17 protein-coding genes are annotated in these 20,279 nt (G+C 61.6%); 2 read left to right on the top strand and 15 right to left on the bottom strand.

What is annotated here, in order from left to right; genetic code table 11:
• Positions 1-21: 21 nt before the first annotated feature.
• Together tssL and tagH are read right to left on the bottom strand one after the other, a co-directional pair.
• Entirely contained in the window at positions 22-1,536 is a 1,515-nt protein-coding gene (tssL, locus tag AC0L3I_RS05930) for a type VI secretion system protein TssL, long form (protein WP_473526500.1), read from the bottom strand.
• 410 nt (positions 1,537-1,946) lie between these two features.
• On the bottom strand, positions 1,947-3,005 hold the full coding sequence (gene tagH, locus AC0L3I_RS05925; RefSeq protein WP_473526275.1) for a type VI secretion system-associated FHA domain protein TagH: 1,059 nt from the start codon (positions 3,003-3,005) through the stop codon (positions 1,947-1,949).
• 198 nt (positions 3,006-3,203) lie between these two features.
• Here tagH and AC0L3I_RS05920 point away from each other — a divergent pair, with 198 nt between their 5' ends.
• Positions 3,204-5,531 carry a type VI secretion system Vgr family protein gene (locus AC0L3I_RS05920; protein WP_473526274.1) on the top strand — a complete coding sequence of 776 codons (2,328 nt, stop codon included), beginning with the start codon at positions 3,204-3,206 and terminating at the stop codon, positions 5,529-5,531.
• 62 nt (positions 5,532-5,593) lie between these two features.
• Positions 5,594-6,652, top strand: a complete 1,059-nt coding sequence (locus tag AC0L3I_RS05915) for a HEAT repeat domain-containing protein (RefSeq protein ID WP_473526273.1) — start codon at positions 5,594-5,596, stop codon at positions 6,650-6,652.
• A 49-nt stretch (positions 6,653-6,701) separates the two neighbouring features.
• Here AC0L3I_RS05915 and AC0L3I_RS05910 read toward each other — a convergent pair whose 3' ends face one another.
• The 13 genes from AC0L3I_RS05910 to tssJ form a co-directional block, all read right to left on the bottom strand.
• Positions 6,702-7,934: a TIGR02270 family protein gene (locus tag AC0L3I_RS05910; RefSeq protein ID WP_473526272.1), complete on the bottom strand. Its 1,233-nt coding sequence runs from the start codon at positions 7,932-7,934 to the stop codon at positions 6,702-6,704.
• An 8-nt stretch (positions 7,935-7,942) separates the two neighbouring features.
• Positions 7,943-8,395: a DUF6484 domain-containing protein gene (locus tag AC0L3I_RS05905; RefSeq protein ID WP_287355561.1), complete on the bottom strand. Its 453-nt coding sequence runs from the start codon at positions 8,393-8,395 to the stop codon at positions 7,943-7,945.
• Positions 8,396-8,469: 74 nt separating this feature from the next.
• Entirely contained in the window at positions 8,470-9,444 is a 975-nt protein-coding gene (locus AC0L3I_RS05900) for a hypothetical protein (RefSeq protein ID WP_473526271.1), read from the bottom strand.
• Between the two features lie 19 nt (positions 9,445-9,463).
• The gene (locus AC0L3I_RS05895; RefSeq protein ID WP_473526270.1) at positions 9,464-9,898 is read right to left on the bottom strand and encodes a hypothetical protein; all 435 of its coding nucleotides are present in this window, start codon (positions 9,896-9,898) and stop codon (positions 9,464-9,466) included.
• A gap of 29 nt (positions 9,899-9,927) precedes the next feature.
• Positions 9,928-10,440 (bottom strand): hypothetical protein, encoded by a 513-nt coding sequence (locus AC0L3I_RS05890; RefSeq protein ID WP_473526269.1) that lies wholly within the window; start codon positions 10,438-10,440, stop codon positions 9,928-9,930.
• Entirely contained in the window at positions 10,430-10,819 is a 390-nt protein-coding gene (locus AC0L3I_RS05885) for a PAAR-like domain-containing protein (RefSeq protein ID WP_065006582.1), read from the bottom strand. The genes AC0L3I_RS05890 and AC0L3I_RS05885 overlap by 11 nt, the downstream gene beginning before the upstream one ends.
• A complete protein-coding gene (locus AC0L3I_RS05880; protein ID WP_473526268.1) occupies positions 10,819-11,919 on the bottom strand; it encodes a beta-ketoacyl synthase N-terminal-like domain-containing protein in 1,101 nt (366 codons plus the stop codon). The genes AC0L3I_RS05885 and AC0L3I_RS05880 overlap by 1 nt, the downstream gene beginning before the upstream one ends.
• A 10-nt stretch (positions 11,920-11,929) precedes the next feature.
• Entirely contained in the window at positions 11,930-12,949 is a 1,020-nt protein-coding gene (locus AC0L3I_RS05875; RefSeq protein WP_473526267.1) for a DUF2169 family type VI secretion system accessory protein, read from the bottom strand.
• Between the two features lie 106 nt (positions 12,950-13,055).
• Complete coding sequence (gene tagF / locus AC0L3I_RS05870) at positions 13,056-13,604, bottom strand: type VI secretion system-associated protein TagF (protein WP_473526266.1); 549 nt, start codon at positions 13,602-13,604, stop codon at positions 13,056-13,058.
• A complete protein-coding gene (gene tssM / locus AC0L3I_RS05865) occupies positions 13,586-17,122 on the bottom strand; it encodes a type VI secretion system membrane subunit TssM (RefSeq protein ID WP_473526265.1) in 3,537 nt (1,178 codons plus the stop codon). The genes tagF and tssM overlap by 19 nt, the downstream gene beginning before the upstream one ends.
• Before the next feature lies 1 nt (position 17,123).
• Entirely contained in the window at positions 17,124-18,446 is a 1,323-nt protein-coding gene (icmH, locus tag AC0L3I_RS05860; protein ID WP_473526264.1) for a type IVB secretion system protein IcmH/DotU, read from the bottom strand.
• Positions 18,447-18,450: 4 nt separating this feature from the next.
• Positions 18,451-19,785, bottom strand: a complete 1,335-nt coding sequence (tssK, locus tag AC0L3I_RS05855; RefSeq protein WP_023801305.1) for a type VI secretion system baseplate subunit TssK — start codon at positions 19,783-19,785, stop codon at positions 18,451-18,453.
• A 39-nt stretch (positions 19,786-19,824) separates the two neighbouring features.
• Positions 19,825-20,277, bottom strand: a complete 453-nt coding sequence (tssJ, locus tag AC0L3I_RS05850) for a type VI secretion system lipoprotein TssJ (protein ID WP_473526263.1) — start codon at positions 20,275-20,277, stop codon at positions 19,825-19,827.
• Positions 20,278-20,279: the final 2 nt, after the last annotated feature.

The following is a 20,279-nucleotide window of genomic DNA, read 5'->3' as shown; positions in this document are numbered from 1 at the left end:
GGCGCTTCCAAATGGCCGTGCTCACAGCGTTTCCTCCTTGGGGATCATCAGGTCGACACGGCGATTCTGGGCGCGGCCTTCCGGCGTCGCATTGTCGGCGATCGGTTCGTCTTCGCCCTTGCCGTCGACCGTGATCCGGGAAGGCTTGCTGAACCGCGGCGCCATCATCGCTTCGACAGCCTTCGCCCGGGCAATGGAAAGGTCGAAGTTGGATTTGAACGCGCTCGATTTTCGCGGCTTCACATTGTCCGTATGGCCGACGATCATGATCGGTCCGGGCTCCGGTTCCAGCGCGGCGGCGATGTCTGCGGCGATCGGTCCAAACTCCGGCTTTATCTCGGCCCTGCCGGACGGGAATAGCAGGATATTGTTGATCTCCACGACGATGAACTTGCCCTGCGTGCCGACGGTCAGTCCGCCGCGCGCGATATTCTCGGCCAGTGCGGCATGGATGCGATCGATCTGAGAGGGGGTAGTGGCGACAGGCGGAGCGACTTTCACCGGCGCAGCCGACGGCACCACGCTGGCGCGTTCTATGGCGATCGGCGTCGACGGATCGAGCGCCAGCAACCTGCCGGCAAGGGCCTCGCCCTCGTTGGTGATGAAGACCCGCAATGCGAAGAATGCCGCCGTCAACAGCGCCGACGCTGCGGCCGCAACCACCCAGAGCGGCAACCGGGTCGACGACTGTGCGCTTGACACCGCCATGCTTTGCCAGTGGGGCGAGATGTCTTCGTCGGCGCGCGCCCTGAAGTAGCGAAGCGTCTCGTAGACGTCGCGTCGAACGCGTTCGAGATTGTTGTCCTCGCGCGTAAGGCCCCGATACTGGCCTTCGAACCCCAGCGACAGGCAGGCATGCATCAATTCAAGCAAGTCGTAGTGTGCCTCCGGCGCGGCCAGTACCTTGTTCAGCGCTTCGTAGAAGCCCGAGCCGGTGGGCACAGCGTGAAAGAACCGCAACAGCATGCTGTGCTGCGCCCAGGCGTCTCTCTTCGGCCAAGGCAGGTTGCCGATGAGGTCGTCAGCGGTTTCGCAGAGAGCAAATTTTGCGATCCGTGCATCTTCTTCGGGAACACCGGCTTTCTCCATTGTCCGGTCGAATTTTTCGATCGCCTCGGCAATATGTTCCGCCAGTTGTTCCGCCTGTCTTTCAACAGGCATAAGCCTGAGCTGGCCAAACAGCATCAGCAAAGGAGCGGCCGCAGCGAGGATCTGATTTGCTGCGGAATATCTGACACTGTCCGTGGCATTCAGCAGGATTTCCTGCTCAATGCCCGGCGTCGCCGCAAAGGAGCCGGTTGCCGCCGCTGCGCCGGGGTCTGCACCCTGATAGATCACGGTTCCCGATGTCCAGCCCGGCGGTGCATGCCGACCGACACCCGGATCGAAAACCGTTGAATCCTTAACCTGCGAGGGACCGGGGTGCCCGCTGTCGGGAACGGGCCGCTGAGGAGCAGGCGCTGATTTTTCAGCGCGGCGCGGTGCGCGAATGACGGTCTTGCCCGCCGGGCCGAAAGGATCGTCCTTCGAACTCATCGCCAAACGTCCGTCCATGCCCGGTTGCTGCGTCTGCGCCACAAGCGGGCAAAACGGTCCCTGGTCAGGCGCAGGAACTGCAGGCGCTGCTGACGAGGGCAGTGTCTGGAGGAAGGTCGGCTATATCTTTCTATCCCGCCGTAACATGACATGTGCCGCAGACCCCCAGGTCAATCAGCCTTACCCGCTGGCGAACTGTCGTAAATGATCGTAAGCTTAGAAACGGTCGATTGGAACCAGATGCAGCGCTGCGAAAGGATTTTTCTTCGCCAACTACAGCGCCGCATCTTTGGGCTCGCAAAGGACGCTCTAATACTTTCCACCTGGCGCGTGATCCGTACCGCGGCCGAAGGTCAGCGCAGCAAACCAATCCGATTTCCGGGGCATGGGCCAGGTTCAATCTCCCCGGCTTATTTTTGCTTGTCGGCTTTGGCATAGGCTTCGCTGAAATAGGCCAGGAATATGTCCAGCATTCCGTTTTCGTGTGCTTCCTCCATGGTTCGCCATTTGGCGACAAAGGCGTCCCAAGCCAGGCTCTTCTTCGAAGTGAATGACGTGGGTGGGAGTTTTTTGCCGATCGCCTCGGGAGACAGGTCGTCAAGCAGCCGGGAGAGCGCAGCTTGCATGGCTGCATAGGTGGCAAATTCGTGCGTCTTGAGATCGCGGAATGCGTCTTCGACACTGTGCCTGGCATCAAGGTAGCCGGCTCTGCGCCGTGCGAACATGATTTCGAGGATGTCGTCGGTTCCCGGGACGAATTTCAAGGGGTTGTTATCCGCGGAGCTTATCATCGTCCGGTGTGTGCTCTTGGCCAGTATTTTCGCAGCCGCACGTGCCTTCAGCAGCAAGGCCAGTTCCTCGACAACCGTTCGAAGCACTGTGCCGATTTCGGCAGCAACTTCATGCGGATCACGCGATTGAAGCAATTCCGGCGAGATGCCGGCTCCGATCGCGATTTCCCGCAGCACCTCGTCTCTCGTCGAAGGGAGAGGCGCGGGCGGCGAAGGCGTCGACGCCGGTGCTCGCTGCCCGGGCCGTTGCTCCACCGGCTCGAAGAAAGGCTCGCCTCCGAAGTCCAGAGGCCGACCGGTTGCGACCGGCATTTCTCGTTGCGTCGAACCGTGCCTGCTTTGAGGATGACCCATCGTGGCGCGCTCGTCATCGATCGATACCAAGATGACGTAGCGGCCGATCAGCAGCCGGTCTCCATGGTCAAGCCGATGCGGGCCGGCCATGCGATGGGTCGATCCGTTGATGAAGGTCCCATTGCGCGAGACGTCGTGCAGCCAGAACGCGCCTGCCTCGTATCGAACATCGCAATGTCGGCCGGAGATGAACTTGTCGGGGTCGGGCAAGGTCCAGTCACAGGCCTCGCGGCCGATTTCGAAGCTGCGATCACGAGTTGAGTAGCCGGTCGACATACCGGCGGGCAGCGAGACGACATTGTTGATCTGCAGCCTGATGAACATTCAAAATCGCCGTCGATCCTGTCGGGAAACTCACCCAGGACACCCCATTATACCAGCAATTTGTGAGCGGCGGCACAGAAGCGTTCAAGTCGATAATTCCAAAGGCGACCAGGCTGCAGCCGCCAAGCGTCCCCTTTGGTCGCCGGAAGACATGTGCTAGGCTGAAGCAGAAACGAGCGGCGGGAGGGGGCACGACCCATGCCGAACGAACGTGCCACGGTTGTGCAGACGCCGGTTGGCGCTGACCTGTTGACCTTCACGCATCTTATCGGGCGCGATGAGATCAGCCGTTGTTTGGCCTATACGGTCGGGTTCGTGAGCAACAGCCCCGAGATCGATCCCCTGAAGATGCTGGGCGGTGCTGTTTCGGTCGAAGGTGAATCCGATCCGAAACGCTGGTTCAGCGGCCTTGTGTCCGAGTTTCGGCTGACCCGGATCGAGGACCGTCTGGCTTACTACGAAGCCGTCGTCAGGCCATGGCTTTGGTTTCTCGGCAATACCACCGACTGCCGCATTTTCCAGAACATGAGCGTCATCGAAATCGTCGAGGAGGTTTTCTCGAAATACAGCACGGCAAAATTCGAGAAGCGCCTGCAAGGGTCTTATCCGCCGCGCGAATACTGCGTCCAGTACGATGAGACCGATCTCGATTTCGTGCAGCGGCTGCTCGAGCACGAAGGCATCCTGTATTTCTTCGAGCATGACGAGGGCAAGCACACGCTTGTGCTCGCAGACGCAATGAACAAGCTCAAGCCGGCGCCGGGCTATGAAAAGGTGCCTTATCACTTTGAAGGGCAGGGCTCCCGTCGCGATGTCGAATACATCACCGAATGGATTCCGGGCAGCTCCGTGCGGCCAGGTGCCTATGTCCATACCGACTATGATTTCAAGAAGCCGGGCGCTGACCTGATGGCCAAATCCGCCCAGCCGTTCAGTCACAAGCTGGCGGCGGGCGAGAATTACCGCCAGCCCGGCGCGCATCTCGACGTCGGTCGCGGCGACAGCCTGGCCGCGATCCGGCGCGAGGAAATCCAAGCCGTGCACCAGCGCATCGCTGCAGTCGGCACGGTGCGCGGCCTGTATTCCGGCTGCACGTTCAAGCTGGACGGCTTCCCAAGAGAAGACCAGAACCAGGAGTATCTGGTGGTCAGCGCCGAATACAGGCTGTTCGATCCGGGCTACAGAGCCCTTGCCGACGTCGAAAGCGAGAACTTCAAGGTGATCCTCGGCGTGGCGCCGACTGCCTTGCCCTATCGTCCTCCGCGGGTGACGACACGGCCGATCATGCGCGGTCCGCAGACGGCGACGGTGGTCGGTCCGTCCGGCGAGGAAATATTCACCGACAAATATGCACGGGTGAAGGTCCAGTTCCACTGGGACCGTCTCGGCAAGAAGGACCAGAACAGCTCCTGCTTCGTGCGGGTGTCACAGACCTGGGCCGGCAGCGGCTGGGGCTTCATCCAGATACCGCGCATCGGCCAGGAGGTGATCGTCGACTTCATCGAAGGCGACCCGGATCTGCCGATCATCACCGGCCGCGTCTACAACGCCTCGCAGATGCCGCCATACGGACTGCCGGGCAACGCCACGCAATCCGGCTGGAAATCCGACTCTTCGAAAGGCGGCGGCGGCTACAACGAGCTGATGTTCGAGGACAAGGCCGGCTCCGAACTGGTCAATTTCCAGGCGCAGAAGGACCACAACCTTCTGATCAAGAACGACCGCACCAAGCTGGTACAGCACGACCAGTCCGACCGCATCGACCACGACGCCAAGCACTCCGTCGGCCACAACCTCGACGAGGACGTCGGCAACAACAAGACGGTCAAGGTCGGCGTCGACCAGACCACGGATATCGGCAATAACGACACCGAGACGGTGGGGGTCAATCGCTCGCTGACCGTGGGCTCGAACGAGACGATCGGTATTGGGGCGAACTCGACGGAGACGATTGGCGCCAATCATACGCAGACTGTGGCGCTCGTCCAGACGGTGACAGTTGGCGCGGCGCGTGTGGATTCCGTCGGAGCGGCGGAACAGCGCAGTGTCGGCGGATTGCAGAGCAACACGATCGGGGCGACGCGGTCGGTCAGTGTTGGGACAAGCCAGAGCCACAGCATCGGCGCCTCGGATACATGGAAGATCGGCGCAAGCCAGAATATCAGCATCGCTGCGGACCAGAATAAGAAGGTCGGCGGTGGCCAAAATTTTGAAATCGGTAAAGGCCGCAAGTTGAAGATCGGCGCGGACGACGCGACCGACGTCGGCGGCGGGCACACCCTGAAGGTCGGCAAAGCTAGTGCCGTGGATGTTGCCAATGACGGCAGTTTCAAGATCGGCAAGAACTTTGCGATCGACGCCGGGGATTCGATTTCGCTGACGTGTGGCAGCGCCTCGATCACCATGAAGAAGGATGGAAATATCATCATCAAGGGCAAAGATATTACCGTCAACGGATCCGGGAAGATCAATATCAAGGCATCGAGCGACATCACCATGAAGGGTTCCAAAATCCACGAAAACTAGCGGAAGCCTTGTTTTCATTGATGGCGGGGTAGCGCCTTAACAACATCGTGTATCGTGAAAGAATGGCTGCTTTTGCCCGAATGATCATCCTAGAGAATATTGTAGGGCAGCATGCTGAGCAGGCGGCGTCGTTGTGGGCACAAAGGGACAGTTTAGCCCTTGACGATCCTCCAGATTTGGACGCCATAGCGGCCATAGACGATAGATTGGAAATAAGTCTCGATGGCATAAGGGTCGCAAGCCGGGCGGCTTGGCCCTGTGTCCTCGCCCTCCATCAGGCGTCGCCTGGCAAGGGCGAACTCTTCGTCGTGTCTTGGACGGCTCTCGAGTTCGAGAGCGCCGATCATGTCGCGCAAGCAGTTGAAATTGGTCGCACCGCGATCGACGGCCCAGGTGGCCTGCTCGGCGCGCTGGCATGGCATACGCCTCGCCTAATTGCGCCATGGGTGCGAGCGTGGATTAATGACGCGCGTGATCCGTTCAAGCGGTTCCTGGGCGTGTCGGCCTGCTTCGAACACCGCGTCGATCCAAAACAGATGCTATCGTTGCGACTGCGCGATCCCGACACGTCAGTACGTGCGGCGAGCCTTCGGCTGGTCGCGAAGCTCGGTCGCGCCGATCTGACGGGCGAAGTCAGGAATGCGGGTTCCGATGAGGACCAGCAGGTACGTTTCTGGGCTGCCTGGGCTTTGAGCGAACTTGGCTCAGGCGACCTCGCTGAACTGAGGAGGGTAGCAGTGCAAGGCGACGACAACGCGCTGAGCGCGCTTCGAGCTGCGGTGAAGGCGATGCCGATGAAGGAAGCGCGAAGCTGGATAGGCTCGCTGTATACGTCACCGCAGAGCGCCTCCCTCGGGGTGAGAGCGGCTGGCATGCTGGGCGATCGATCGATCCTGCCGTGGTTGATTGAACGGATGGGCAATCCCGCTCTTGCCGTGACCGCGGGCGCGTCGTTTCTGGAACTGTTTCCCGAGGCGCGGCAGGAGAGCGATCTCTTCACGACTGACCCCGGCGCGGCGGGGCTTCGCTTCGAGGAATATTTTGGTGATCAGGCCGTAAGTGTCCCGCTTGCCGGCAAGGTCCTGGAATGGGGACAGCGCCAAGGACACATCAAAAATTGAGCGGGGGGCGCCAGGCGGGCCGCTCGGATCACAGAACCACTGCCGAGTCTCAACCAGTTGGCGCGAGCCGGTTGAGCGAACGTGCCGAGCTGTTGGCCAGTGGGGCATCCGGCGCACTTAACGCTAACTCAAGAGCAGCGCATCGCCTCTGACGCAGCGTTCCGTTTGCAAAGATCTCCGCCAGACTCGCCGCCGCCAGAGGCTTGCCCTGCAGATATCTTTTACCCTGACTGAAGTCCGTCTGGTTGCGCCGCCACCATTCGCGAATCTTGCGGACATCGGGCCAGACCAGATCCTGGTCGCGAGCGAAATAGTCGGCTGGTGACGCATTCTCGAAATCCACGTCGGCCGGCGGCTTGATATTCATCCCTTCGCGCTCGATTGACATTCCGGTTATGGTCTCAAAACTTTCGCCGGCCAGCCGTGCGAGCTTCGGGTCGCGCATGCGTGTGGTCAGCCACGGCACGAAGATGGGGTCCCCCAGGATGCCCGACCCGGCAGCAATCAGACGTTCCTTCGAACGATCCCCACGCAGACTAAGCAGCCATTGCACGGCGCTTTGGTGATCCGCGGCGCGCAACAGAAGTTGCACGCCCTTCCAACCAATCCCGTCGACGCTGGCGTGCCTCCGCAAGATTTCCAGTGCCTCATGCCTGTCTCCCAGCAGCACGCAGGACCATGCGGCCCAAAATCGACAAGTTTCGTGTGGGTCATTTAGGGCCGCCTTAATGTCGGAGAGCAGATCGACGCGCCCAACTTCCCCGGCCAGGCGCAAGGCTCTGGCGCGCACCGCGAGGGTATCGTTCAGCAACTCTGAAAGGCGCATCGCGGGGTCGATCCGCCGGACCGAACACGCGGCCAAACCGAGTAGGCGCCGGATGGGGCGCGGATCCTCCAAAAGGGAGCGTACCCATTCCTGAATTCGATACGGCTCGACCCAACCCAGGGCCGATACGGTAGCTCGGAATAAATCTGGAGATGCCTCGGCGAGATTCAGAACGTAGCCAATCCTGTTCTCGGACAGGCTCTCGAAGGCAAGGACGGCAGCCACGAAAGTCTCGCCCGGCTCCTGATACTGGTCGAAGGCCCTCTCGGCTACCTGCCAGCCCCACTCGCCCGAAACACGAAGACCGTCGATATGTGCCTCCAGCCGGTCGTCCAGTCTGCTCAAATTCTTGAGGTACTGATCGGGAGCGTCGACCGCCCTTTCACGCTGCAGCCAAAGGAAGGCCGCGTCTTCGGCATGTTGCTCGACGATATGCTCGATAACGCGGCGCGACATCCGAGGCCCTAGTTAAGCTGGATCGAGCCACCTTTGATCTTGTTGGGGCCAGAGGAGCGGCTGAGAATATAGGTGCCGCGCAGAATGATCTTGCCGGTACGGGTCAGCGTTATGCTGGCCTTGCCGCAGCGAAGCACGATCTCACGTTCGGCGGAAAGATCCAGGCGCTCCCCGTCCAGGGTCACGGCGACATCCTCGGCGGCAACCGGCTTCGGACGCAGCAGGCGGCCCAGAATGACGGCGCGGTCGGGATCGCCACCGTCGAACATCACGACCACGTCGGTCCCGAAATCCGACGCCTCGAGCATGGTTGCAGCGCGGGCAGCAACCATCCTGCTCTCGATTCCGTCCGGTACGGAGACGATCGGCTCGCCTGACTTGTTGCGTCCTATGAAGGTGCCGATGACAAGGCCATCGCTGAGACCGCTGCCTACGCGCGCGAAATCGGGGCGATCGTTCACAGGTGCTTACCTTGTGACTAGCTTGATGTCTTTGGCGCATGATAGCCGTGATCTGAATGCGGCGCAATTCGTCGCTATGCTATGGGGAGAACTCCAGGCGCACTGACCTGCACCCGTAGGATGTAATTCCTCATGGTGCTATACAAAACTTGCAACGTATACTCAGGGAATTTCCAGGTTGCGTCTCCTGTGAATTCCTCGTCGTAATGCTTGATCGGCTCTGCTGTGATCTTTCGAAATACAACTTCAGGCGAATCGTCGAAGTGCAATCCATTCGGAAGCGTGCCGGGCCAACGCGCCCCGTCGGCTTCGTATTCTCGATAGAACAGCACATGGGTCAGCGCCAGATCGCGCCCCCCCTCCATGTACCGGAAGTGGAGGAAAAGACCCAAGTGTTTATCGAATCTTCCAACCAAGCCGCCATCGTCGACTTCCAGATTTTGCTCCAATCGCAGAGGCGAAAACATAAGCCGAAGTCCGGGATCGGACAACTTCTTGCCAAGCGCGGCCATGATATTTGGGGTTGACGGTATCAGACCTGCATCGTCGTAGTCGGCAGGCATTGGCGGCGGTCGAAGTTGACAAGAAACGAAACCTATATTCGTGCCGCCATTTGCATAACCAATGATGAGCTGAAACTGTGGAAGCTCCCACGTGTCCCTGGTGTAGGAACGCCGGGTGCTCTCGTAGGCGGCCAACCTGTCTCGCGCCGAAATCCTGCTGTCCGAAGCCACGAGGCCGGCAGGCAAAGATCCTTGGTACGGGCCGACATCATAGCGCTCGCAGTAAAAGTAGATCTGAGTGAACAGCATCGGCTCGTTCTTGGGATCCTCTATTTCCTGCCCGAGCAGGTGCGCTCTCGCCTCGAATCCCAGTTCCACCCCAAGCTTCTTGTTCAGAAGCCAATCCTGAGCATTCAGGACAGAGCCGTCGTTCTCGTCGAGCACGACTTCCGGCTGCCGCAAAATGGCCAGCCGCGACATCAAGGCCTGAACCTCGGTATCCGTTGACGATCTCCCAAGAAGGCTTACAGCTCCGCTGAAGTCCATGCCAGGCCGTATCCGTCCCCTATTTCGGTTCTTCCATGTTTAAGGTAACCTTCATGAGAGCGTCACCATCGATTTTGTAGCGAGCCTTCAGAAGAAGTTTGTTGGACACTCTCCATTGGTCCCAAGCTTCCTCCTGCTCGACCGGAGTTCCAAATCTTTCCCTCAGGCTCGGCCGAGTTGCATCTTTTGGGATATCATAAGGAGACGGCCAGGGTTCCCTTTTCACATGCATGGTCACACTGGTGAGCACGCATGTGCCGGCGCCCCCCGGAACATCCTTGAAGAGCTCAACATCCTCAAATTGAAGGGTCATTCCATCTACATCGACGGAGAGGTAGATCTCATCCCTCGGCATAACCACACCTTTTGTGACACCTGACCGTTTCAAATTTTCCTTTAAATCCGGATCGTTATTCGTCCTTCCAAACAGGTCTACCCATTTCTGATAATCCATTACTGCCTCCATACTGGCTTGATCGATGGTCAGCCCTCGCACTCCTTGACCGCCTCTTTTATCATTCCTTCGAAATCAAACTCTTTAAGTTCCTTGACCGCCGCAGCATATGCGGGTCCGCACTCGGTGTCGTCCAACGCTGCTTGTATTGCGTCGGTGTCTCGTTCTATGGCATCTTTCATGCTTTGCTTGGTTTCCGCGTCCGGCTTCATCAGCGGTTTGTTTAAATTCCCGCATGTTTCACTGTCCGCCCGGTGAACTTTGCGTGGGATTACGATAGCCTTGCCCCTGCTTTCCACTTTGTCCTTTACGCACTTTGCAACGTCTGGGTCGAAAGGGCCGAAGCGTTTTACGGCGCGTGCATATAAAGTTCCCTTCGCCGGAACGTGGTCGCGCTCCCATACCCGCGACCCGTCTGCTCGACTCGCCTTGCCGCTGTTACAAAGACTTCCATAGCTGCCAACCTCGCCGCATTTGTGCATCGGCTTGTTGTCCGGACCCTGCTTATTACCGGTCGAGGTGGCGGAGTTCTTAGCTCCCATTGTTCGTCATCTGATCGCCGAGCAGTTGGATGTTCTTGCCTTCTGCCTTCACGTCCATCGAGCCGGGCGCGACGAACTCGGTCTTTCCCTGTGTAGCCGACGACACCACGCCGCCGCCGGTGCCCTGGCTCGCCACATCAGGCGACGGCGCGCTCATGTAGTAGCTTCCCTTGATGGCTATCTTCTTCCCTTCAATCTTGACCGTCGAGGTGGCATCCGACAGCCTGTCGGCGGAGCGTCCGAAATTCGGCAGCGGAACGGGCACGAACGGAGCCGGCGGTCCCGGCATCTTGCACACATTGGGCACGTCCGCCGGCGCCATGTCTATGCTGCCCTCGGTCACCGGCGTCTTGGGCGGGTTGACTCCAACGGAAACCATCAGGCAGGCTTTCTTGGCGGGTTGGCAGAAAAGTCCAGCAGCGTCACCGCGCGCTGGCCGCCTTCGGAACTGGCCCAGAGCGCCGCTCGCGAACCGTGGCTGTAGCCCTTGCTGGCGGCGGCGTGAGCCAGCGCCGCGAACAGTGGACCTGACGCTGCGCCGACATCGCCCCAGCAGTCAGCTGGATGCAGATAGTGGGTTGCCTCATCTGAAAGATGCTGAACTCGCAGGATTGTGTAGACCAACTCCTCGCTGCGGTAGCGCTGTCCATTGAGATCGCAGTAGGTGTCGGTGATCTTGCGCCGATCTGTGCCAATGACCGGCTCGAGTCCGAGGAAGGCGGAGCTCAGCCCTTCGCCCACGCAAACCCCGTCCTCGCCGTGTCGCTTGATGGTGATCCGCTCGGGCGCGGTGCTGACTGCGCTCAGCTGCGCCAGGGCCTCCAGGCCCAGTTCTGATATCAGATTGCGGCGTGCCAGCAGGCACGCGCCCGCTCCCTCTCCCGGGAAGAAGCCGTCTCGGTTCACCTCGGATTTGAGTTGCCCCGTTTCATCCATCCATTCCAGCGTTTGATAGTCGTGATAGGAATCCACGCCTGCCACCACCGCCAGATCCGTCTTGCCTTCATCGATCGCCTTGGCGGCCATACCGAACGCAAACATTCCGGCAGCATGTCCGTTGGCCAGGCATTGCACGCGCAGGTTCGCCGGGCCGAATCGTCCCATTACGGCACGACCGAGCACTTCGGCGATGCCGTCCGGTAACCCGGGCCGCGGCTCCGGCGCACAGATGATCAGGAGCGTTCTCAGGCCGTTGGCCGACAGCGCCGCGGCCTGCGGCAGTTGCAGCAGCGTCGACAACAGCAGTTCCTTCATGCGCTCCGCCAGCGGCACCTCGGGGCCGATGACCGCATCCTGCGCCAGGCGCATGGGCTCGCCATTGCGGTCGACGAAGAACGGATGCTCGGAAATTGCTGAGATCCCCGCCCGCACCGCTGCGGCAGCGCTTTCGGGACGCAGACCAACCGGAGTCCGCGCTGAAAGGCCGGCCAGCCAGACTGGCGTCCGAGGGAGATAGGCTGCGACGCTTGGCGTAGGCATCGTCATTCCATCACATCAGCTTTTTCAGGCGGACAGAGGTTTGATCGAGATAGTCGATGTCCTTATTGCATATGAGCGAGCTTTGCCAAACCATAATCACGCGCGAAGTATCCGGCTCTAGGATCACGGTCGCCAACGTGCCTTTGGTGTGAATCGTCTCGCGTTTGATGCGCGTTGAGAAGCCGAAAACTAGGCGCGGAAGATGGAAGCGTATCGGGCCGTTCGGCGAGAGATTGATGAGCTGCACCGGCTCGCCGCCCCGCAGATAGCCGGCGACCTGTTGATCCTGCGGGGCGCAGCAATAGTAGTGGGAATCGAGATCATTCGCCCAGAGCGGGAAGCGCGTCTTCTGCCAGATCTCGTCATAAGTGCCGGCGAGTTCCCGGCGCGGCGACCAATGACAGGCCACCGCGTTGAAGCCGGCCGGCGCGGGGCGGCTAGCGACGGATGAAATCAGGTTTGCCGGATACTCGATATTGGGGAGCGGCCGTCCGAGACAGCCATTCGGGTTGGAGATGAAGCCCCGCCCGACCGGATTCCTCGCCTCCAGGCGATGATCCTTCGGATTGCTGGCAGTGCGATCCCAGCCGCCGAATGCCGCTTCATACCGGATCGGCATCTTGAGAAACGGGTCGGGGCTCGCGATGACACGTCGTCCGGCAAGGTTCACCGTCCACCAGCGATTGCCGAATACGCTCAGGCGCTTTTGAACCGGACCAACCTGGAATCCTACATCGAGCTCTGTGATCGGTTTGCCGTTCGGTGACCAAGCGGTACCGTTGACGAGCACGTCCGTGCAGGGCTTCACCCCGAAAAAATCGGCTTCATAGATCAGGCTTTTCTCGTAGTCGCCGTCGAGGGGCTGTCCCTGTATGAACGGCGGCACCTGGTTCTCCGAGGGCCGCGTGCTTCCGTCGGCCAGTATGTCCAAGGTAGCTTTCACGCAGACCAGCCAGATCTTGTTCGCGGCCTTGTCCTGAACCCAGCTCCCCATCGCTGGAAACCCGGTGCTGTTGCTGACTTCCCACATGGCGGCGGCGGACCCTCAGGCGGAAAATCGTTGGCTTAGGATGTTCTCGGAATGCCGGAGCATCCGGCGGGTTCACTCAGGGAATAATGTTCGGTATTTGATCCGGTCATATCAGCCCAGTCTTCCATCTTCCTGAGAACACTTGCTCCAGCGTCGCCTGCGGCGACAGCGGATCAACGTCGAAAATGTCGGAGTATGCAGTCCACATCACCATATCGCCGATCACCTCTTCGCCCGGCTCGACAGGCGGCACCGGCAGCACGCTTAGAGCGCCATCCAGTTCGTCGGACGTCAGCTCGCCCTGCTGGGCGGCAGCGGCAGCCTCTTCGATCCCGGCAAACCACGCCTCAGCGCGAGCCAGTTGAATGAACGCATCAGGAAGCAGCGCGACGACGCTCAAAGGGAACTGCCTGCCGACCCTGTCGGCGCTCTGCAGAATAATGCCCGCCGAGGCGCCGAAAGAAGCCGGACCAGCCAGGAAGCGTAGCGCGGTGGTGCGCGGCCAGGTTTCCGAGCCGATCAGCGGCACGATGTGCTGCGCCAGCCAGCGGTCCCAGATGCGCACAAAATCCCCCGGCAGCCGCCGCGTGACGAAATCGCCGGTGGCAGGCATTTTGCCGTAAAAGCCGGGCAGGATCATATCTGCGGCGGACATGAGAATTTCTTGAACATTTGCAAATTGTAGGGGTTCTCGACGCTTGCCGCCTTGAGCTCGAAATCGGCGTACATGCCTTGCGTGCCCAGTCGCAGGCTGTAGACATCCGTCAGCGAGGTGCCGGTGAAGCGGCCGCTGCGCAGCAGCCTCAGCCACGCCCAGCTGCCGGTTTCGTTCAACATGACTTCGGGCGAGCCGTCGATCGGCTGGAAGGCGAGCGAGATGACGCCGGTGCCGTCCTTGCCGGGCCAGGTCATCGGCTGCGGCCGCGTCGCGTTGTTGTAGTAGACGAGGTTCTGGCCATCGAGATTGAGCGTCACGCGCGTCACGTTGGGCGACAGGTCCGTCGGCTGCAGCGTGAAGCTCATCACCGGCCCGGTACCGCCTGGAAACAGATCGTCGCGAATCCGCCTGGCTTGTTCGAACGCCGCCAGGGCCGCCGCGTCGAGGCCGAAATCGGCGCGCCATTTCCATGGCTGGCTGGCGGTGTCGACATAGCTGATCAAATGGTCGTTGATGAAGGTGTCGATCATCCCGGCCGGCCCGAACAGGCGGGCGAAATCGCGGACATTGACGTCGACCGCGCTTTCGGGGCTGAACGGATAGCGGTCGTTCAGCGCCGCCTGGCAGAACGGCAGGATGTCGGCGCGCCAGATGGCGTTGAGCTCCGAGGTGACCGCCTTCTGTGTCAGGCCGCTGGTGTCGCCGGCGATGCCGCCGAGCCAGTCGTCGACCGGATCGGGCAGGATCTGCGCTTGCCTGGCGACCGCTCCGGTCAGTTCGGCCAGCCCACCCTGTTTCTTGATGGCGTCCTGCGGGTCGGGATTGGCCGTGACCGTCTGCAGCACGTTCGAAAGTGCGGTCAGCGCCACCACCGCGGCATCGAGTGCCGGCGGCTGGCCGTCGACCTCGGCGATCGCCCCCTTGAGCGGCTTGAAGTGTTCGGCCACCAGATTGCCGGTAAGGTCCACCTCGTTGGCGGATCCTGCGCGCGGCAGCAGTTTTGCCCCTGTCTTCACGATCTTTCCCAGCTTCCCCAGCTTGCCGAGCAGTTTCGAGGTGCCCTTGGCTGCTGCCTTGTTGTCGGCCGGCGCTTCATCGGACCGGGTCAGCTCGGTCTCCTGGACGACGGCCGTAAGCAGGCGCTTCAGCGCCGAGTCGGCACTCGAAAGGTCCTTTAGGTTCTCGCTGGCGACATTCAGGTCGGCCAATGGCGCGAGCCTGATATCGCGCAGGATGCTGTCCCATTGCGCGATGTAGTCTTCGTAATAGAGTTTTAGAATATCCTCCGACAGCGCCGAGACCGAGGTTTCGGAATTTTCCGAGCAGCCTCCGGCAAACACCGCCCGATCGAGTGCGGCCTGGGCGGCAACATCCTCGACCCGGTCGAGAATGGCATCGTGGAAGCCGGAATAGGTGAACGCGCCCGAAATGCCGACGCGCAGCGTCTTGTCGGAACGCCGTGCAAAAACCTTGGCGCCGTTGGGACCGGCGAAATTCGCCGGGATCCATTCCTTGAGTCCGGCCACCGCCGGGTCGGCCAGCAACTGCCTGTAGGCGCGCGCCGGCAGCGAAATCGTGCAAACCGTTTTCAGCGCCTCGGCAACCAGCGCCTGATCCGCTGATATGTAGCTGTCGTCGACCGCCATGCGGCGGATCGCGGCAAGCTGGTGCTCTTCCGCGTCGGCGGTCGGAAACGGCGCCGCCGGTGCGAATTCCGGCAAGTCGTTGACCCACCAGCTCTGGACGTAGTCGGCGTCCATCTGCGACAGGCCAGTCATCATGCGATAGGTTTTTAGCGCCCCCAGCATGAAATCCGGATCGCGGATCTGCCGCCACATGGTCGCCTCGAGCAGAGCGACCATGTGCGGCTCGAGGACGTTGCGCAAAGCGTGCTCGTAAGTGTCGGCCTGCGCCCGCAGCAGCTCTGCCGACGCCGATGGCCCCAGCAGATCCTGGGCACTGCTCGGCGGTGCGGTACGGGCATTTGCGACCTCGGCCATCGCATTGAGCGCGCTGTCGATGGCGGGCTGCTCCACCGATGCCGGGCTCGCGGCTGCTGTGGTCAGCGGCGCCTGCAGCGCTTCGAACTGGCCCGCCTGCGCTGCGATCGCATTGCGGTTGTCATAGTAGGACCAGGTGAACATCGCACCGGCCAACAGGGCGGCGGCGGCACAGGCGGCCGCGGCGCCACGCCAGATCCAGGCGCGGCGGCGCTGCGCCAGCGGATCGAACGTCCCCAGGCCGGCTTCCCTAAAAATGACCTCGGTCAGCAGGTTCTTCAGGAAAAAGCTGCGTTTTTCAACACGCGGCGCCGGCATCGCCCGCCGCGGCGGAAGACCGAAGGATGACGACAGCGCCGCGGTCAGCCGGTCGATGGGCGCCCCTTCCTGGGTCGCCGACGTCAGATAGAGGCCGCGCAGCCAGGCGGCTTCCTCGTAGCGGCTTTCGCCGAACATCGCCTCGACCAGCACCTGGATCGGCTCGGACAGGCTTGTGAGCTGGGCGGGAAACCTGAAAATCTCGGCGCGGGCGGCGAGTTTGTCCTCGTCCTCCAGGCGCGGCACCAGCCGCCGCTCGAGTTGCGTCGCAAGGGTGGCGATTTCCCGTTCTATGGTCTTTGCGTCGACACGCGCATCCAGCGCGAAGGTCGTCCCCCACACCTGCTCGCGCGAGGCCGTCGACAGGCCGCCGAAGAAAGCCTCGAATCCCTTGATCAGATCGGCCTTGGTCAGCATCAGGTAGACTGGAAGGCGGATTTCGAGCCGGTCGTTGAGCTCTGCCAGGCGACGGCGGATCTTGCGGCCATGAGCCTTGATGGCTTCGTCGCCCTCTGAAAGCGCATCGATCGACAGCGCGACGATCACGCCGTTGAGCGCCCGGCGGCCGCGATGCTTTTTCAAGAGGTCGAGGAAGCCCAGCCATTCCGCCGCATCGACGTCCGGCTGGCTCTCCTGCTGCACGTAGCGGCCCGCCGTGTCGATCAGAACTGCATTCTCGGAGAAAAACCAGTCGCAGTTGCGGGTGCCGCCAACCCCCTGCAGATCGTCGGTGAGGTCGATCGGAAAGTTCAGGCCGGACTGGCGCAAGGCCGTGGTCTTGCCGGTGGCCGGCGGCCCGACGATCACGTACCACGGCATCTCACGCAGGAACTTGCGTCCGCCCAGCTTGCGGCGCTTCAATTCGACCATCACCTCGGCGAACTTGGCGCCGACGGCAGCGACGTTCTCTTCGCCGGGGCTCAGCGGTTTTTCCACCACAGGCGCAGCGATTTCGGCGACGAACATGCGGTTGGCTCGGATCGCCCGGCGCTGCGCGACGATCAGCCAGATCAGCCAGAAGATGACCAGCAGCGCAATGATGACGATGCGGACATTTTCCGAGGCGAAGGGTTCGTAAGCACCGACCCTGACGATCGGGCCGAACACCCAGATAACCAGGGAAAGCAGTGCGATGCCGATCAGCGTCCACAGCCAGCGCGATGTCAGAACCGCCCAGAGGAAGCGCAGGATGAACATCTCACAGCCTCTTTTCGACCAGCACCTCGACGCGGCGGTTCAAGGCCCGTCCCGCGCGGGTGCTGTCGTCGGCCACTGGATCGGTAGCTGCACGTCCTTCGAAGCGAATGCGGTCCTGCGGCACACCGTTCTGGACCAGCATCTCGGTAATGGTTGCCGCGCGCGCTTCCGACAGCCGCTGGTTGGTGGAAAGCGGATTGGACCGTTGCAAAGGAATACTGTCGGTATGGCCGACCACGGTAATGTTTCCGATCAGTTCCTGATTGGCGAGGATCACTTTGGCGATTGAACCGATCAGCGGTTCGAAGCCTTCCGTCAGTGTTGGCCGCGACGACTGGAACAGTTCGGGGTTGGAGGCCTGAATGATCAGCCTGGCCAGCGAAACACTCTCGGTGCCGCTGAGCGCGGCCCTGAGATTCGCCGGCGCTCCGGCCTGAAACTCCGGCACCAGCGCGAAATCCACTGCCTCCGGCGGCGGCGCGTCGACCTGTGGCGATGTCCGGCTGATATCGCCGCGCGCCGGCGGCGGCAAAGCACGAACCAGCGTCGAAAGCTCGACCGCCTGACTGCTCAGTCCCATCGACAGCCCGAGATAGATTGCCGTGGCGAGAACTGCCGCGCCGAGCCCCATCACCCAGATCGGCACGATGAAACGCTGCGGCTCGTCGGATGCGATCACGCCTTTCCAGTTCGGCGACAGCGGCGCGCCGTCGGCGTCGGCATCGCGCAGAAAGCGCGCCGCAGCAACGCGAACGGCATTGAGCGAGCGGTCGCCCGACCGGCCTGGAACACGATATTTGCCGCGGAAACCGAGCGCCAGGCAATGATATTGCAGTTCGAGCAATTCGCGATCCCGGTTCGGATGCCGCTCCAGTTCGTCGAGACGGGTGAAGAACTGCGTGCCGGCATCGACATCGCCTCGCAGCATCACCACAAGAGGCTGACGCGGCCATGCGCTGGCGCCGCCCCATGGCGTGTTCAGGGCGAGATCGTCGAGCAATGCCGCCACCACCCAGGCTGCCTGGTCGGCGCGCTCCAGAGAGGACCCCGCCGCCATTGCCGCGTCACGTGCCCGAACCAGCTCATCGAGCAACCGGGTGCGCAGCGCTTCCGGGTTTTCCGGCGGCAGCGCGCTTTCAAGCTCGGGCGCGAACTCGAGCAGCGGCGCGAATGCGTTGACCAGCGTGTTCGGATGCGTACGCGAGCGTTTGATTGGCACGCCCGACAACAGTGGCGTCATCGGTCGCGGCATCGGCGCGCCGGTCAGTCGTATGCGAGTGCGTTCGCGATCCTCCGACAGTCCGAAAGGATCATCCCGGCTCATCATCTCACCTGTTTACCGAATAGCAGTCGACCTGCGGCTCGCTCGGCAGCACACCCGACACGCCGATGACGAAGCCGGGGGCATCGAGCAGCGAGGCCCAGTGCTCGCTTTTCTGATCCAGTTCAAGGCACAGCCGATCGCCATCGTAGGGGATTTCGCGCGGCTGGGAATGAAGCGGCTTCAGTGGAATGCCGGGTAGACGGGATTTCCACAGGCCCTCGAACTGATCGGCCGAACCGACGGTCGCCTGGTTGACGAAAATCTTGCGCAACGCATCTTCCGACAGCTCGGAGCCGACCCGGATGACGATCCGGCTGGCCACCAGCAGCTTCGGGTTGTCGATGCGGATTTTCCAGACATTGGTCGAATGCCGCATCACCGGCAGTGCGCGTGATTTAGGCTCGATGTAGCGCAGGCTCAGGATGAGCGACCGCAAGGCGTCGGCCAGCGCCGAATAGGCGGGGCCGGGCGCCATGTGATCGTAGGCGGGCAACTCGCTCAGCCGTCGCGCGCTCGAGCCATAGGTCGCCATTGAACCGGCAAGACCGGCAAGCTCCAGGTAAAGCTCGGCCGGGTGGAAAACATCCTGCGCCAGCATGTGGGCCAGCCGCGGACGCGCCGCATTGGCGAGATTGAGCATCAGCAGGTCTTCGACGCTGCGCCCTGGCCCGCCCATGACCATTTTGCCATGCGCCTCGGCGATCTGGTCGAGGCCGGTGACAACTTCCAGAAGCAGCTGCCGGTACCAGGCCACCGCTCCGGTAACCAGTGTCGGCGGCAGGAACGTCTCGTCCAGCGAGACGCCGCCGTCGGCTCTAACCCCTTTGATGTCGGCTATCGGCAGGGCGGTGTAGCCGCCAACCGATTTTCCCGGTGCAATCAGCAGCGCCTGCGGGCGGGCGATTTCGATTTCTTCAGGATCCGAACCGCCCTGGACGGCGTCGCGCACCGAAACGATCCGCCCATGATAGCGTGCGCCTGTCGATGCGGCGTGCGCCGGATCGAAGCCGACACCGCCGGCAGGCTCGAGCGGCAGGGCGACCAGCACCGGTCCCGCACCCGTATCGGCGGTGACCGGCAGCGGTCGTGGCGCGTCCATCAGGTCCGGGATGGAGAACGGGGTTCCATCCGGAAAGATGCCGCGTGCCGACAGGATCGAGACCTGGCCGGCATCGAGCATTGCCTGGTCCAGCGTCAGCTGCTGAAAGCCGAACGTATGCAACTGCCCGGCCTGCAACGCGCCGCGCACCGTCGCCTCGAAAAAGCGATCCTGCTGCTGAAAATGCTGGGTCCGGAGAAACAGGCCTTCGGACCACAGCACCCTGTTTGCATCGCTCATGCCGCTACTTCCTGCATCGAGCACCCCTTGCCTTGGCCGCTAGGCGGAAATGCCGCCGCTGCCAAGCGTGACGTTGACGGTTACTTTTGACCCCGGCGACACCGACTTGGTTGTACGCCAGGTCCGGCCGCCAGGCTCGCGAACGAGGGCAACGAAGCCCAGCGCAGCCGCGTCCGGCTCGACCGTGATGGTTTTGGATGCGGTTTTTCCAGGTCCGATGGAGATCTGGTCGGATCCAATGAGATCGCCTGCGAGTGCGGAGCCGGCATCCCCCTGCAGCGCGAAATAATCGGCCGAATTGAACTTACCGGTGCTGCGCAGCCGCATCACCAGGACCGTCACCGGCCGGTCGCCGCCGCCTGGTCCCGGGTTCATGCCGGCCGCGCCGGTCAGGTTGACGGTCACCGCGGATGGTTTTGGCGGACCGCTCTGGCAAGCAGCAAGCAGCCCGGTTGCGCCCAGGGCAACGATGAATTCGCGGCGATCGATCATAT

Source organism: Mesorhizobium sp. WSM4840 (assembly GCF_055811755.1).
The sequence above is the reverse complement of the archived record's forward strand: the minus strand, read 5'-3'. Positions and strand labels throughout refer to the sequence as shown.